Here is a 1,397-nt window from a genome sequence, read left to right as displayed (position 1 = left end):
AAGAAGATTTTCACGCACAGTCAGTTCATAACGGCCGTAGTCTTGACTCACCAAACCAACATTCGCCAACAAATCATCAGGTGATATGTCCTGTACCGGTTTATCTCCAATGAGGATGTCTCCTTTGGAGGGCTTAAGCATACCCATGAGTGCATTTACTAGGGTTGTCTTTCCCGATCCGCTGGGCCCGACAATACCAATCATCTGCCCGGGACCAAAAGTGAGATTGATGTTTTTAAGAGCTAAAGAATCAGCTTTTGGATACTGGATAGCAAGATTCCTAATGGAAACGCTGCAGATTTCGGGGTAGGTATCGGCAACCGAATTTTTCTGCTTGGGCTGTGCGCTAGAAATAAACTTTCGATATATATCAATTGCGTTTGACCCCGCTGCCATCGAGCTAAGGTCGCTTCCCATCGAGCCAAGCGAGACTATAGCCGAGGTAATACCTATAACAGCTCCAGCAAGAGCACCGGGAGCCGGCGACGAGGTGGCTAGAAGAATAAGGGCTAAAGCTAGCAATGCAGCGCTTATAAAACCAACAATTGTATATATTCTGAGGATGTAACGAGCTAGGCCAATTTCCTCCTCACCGGATTTTTTCCGTTCTTGATTAGCGCGATACGCAAAAAATGAACGAGCATTAAGAATTGCAAGCTCACGAGCAGTAGTTATTTGTGCAATCTGGTTAGTGCTATGCCATGCGTTGTAGTTATATGAATATATTTTTTCCATTGCCTCAGCATTTTTACTCGAATAGAGATGTGACATAAAGGCAACAGGAATCATGCCTGCAAGCATGCAGAGTGAAGCATATACATTGATCTTTCCTACGGAATAACTAAGGGCTCCCGTCGAAAAAATGATGAATATCAGAGCACCCATAGTGGAAACTTGAGACCCCAGGCTCCCCCCTGTCACAGCTTCATGAGCGGCCCTTGATGAGCGAGCATAATCACCGCTCGCGATTTCCTGAGAAGAACAAGTCGCCAGACGAGAAGATACGTTCTGAATACCCGTACTTGACATTCGAGAATTTAGAATCATACGCAGAGAGTCTGATGCTTGTCCCAGGGCAATGTATCCTGCCAGCACAAAACTAACCCCCAGAGCTAGCGGGAGCACTTCATCCTGGCTCTGGCCCAAATGCTCAACAAGTCTAGTGACAGCCTCCATCTGCAGAGCAGGGAATAGCGATAGGCACACAACAGACACTAGATAGGAAACGGTCCATACGGGGTGATTTTTGAAAGCATAAACCACGGACCAAACAGTATTAGCCATAATCTTACGCATCTTTATAGTCCCTTTCAGCGGAAGTTTTGCGCCCTGCAGAATCTTCAGAGATCTGATTTTTGAAAATTTCCATAAACTTTCCCTCTGCCTTCAGTAGCTCC

Annotated in this window: 1 protein-coding gene; it reads right to left on the bottom strand. The window is 45.9% G+C overall.

The annotated features are described in order from the left end of the window. Positions 1-1,284, bottom strand: a 1,284-nt coding sequence (locus AB8E48_RS08885; protein ID WP_368886469.1) for an ATP-binding cassette domain-containing protein, incomplete at its 3' end; no start/stop codon positions are given. Between the last annotated feature and the right edge of the window lie 113 nt (positions 1,285-1,397).

The sequence above is a fragment of the Rothia mucilaginosa genome (assembly GCF_964211445.1).
In the GTDB taxonomy this organism is placed as follows: Bacteria; Actinomycetota; Actinomycetes; order Actinomycetales; family Micrococcaceae; genus Rothia; species Rothia mucilaginosa_E.
Note: the sequence above shows the minus strand (reverse complement) of the source record. Positions and strands in the feature narration are given on the sequence as shown.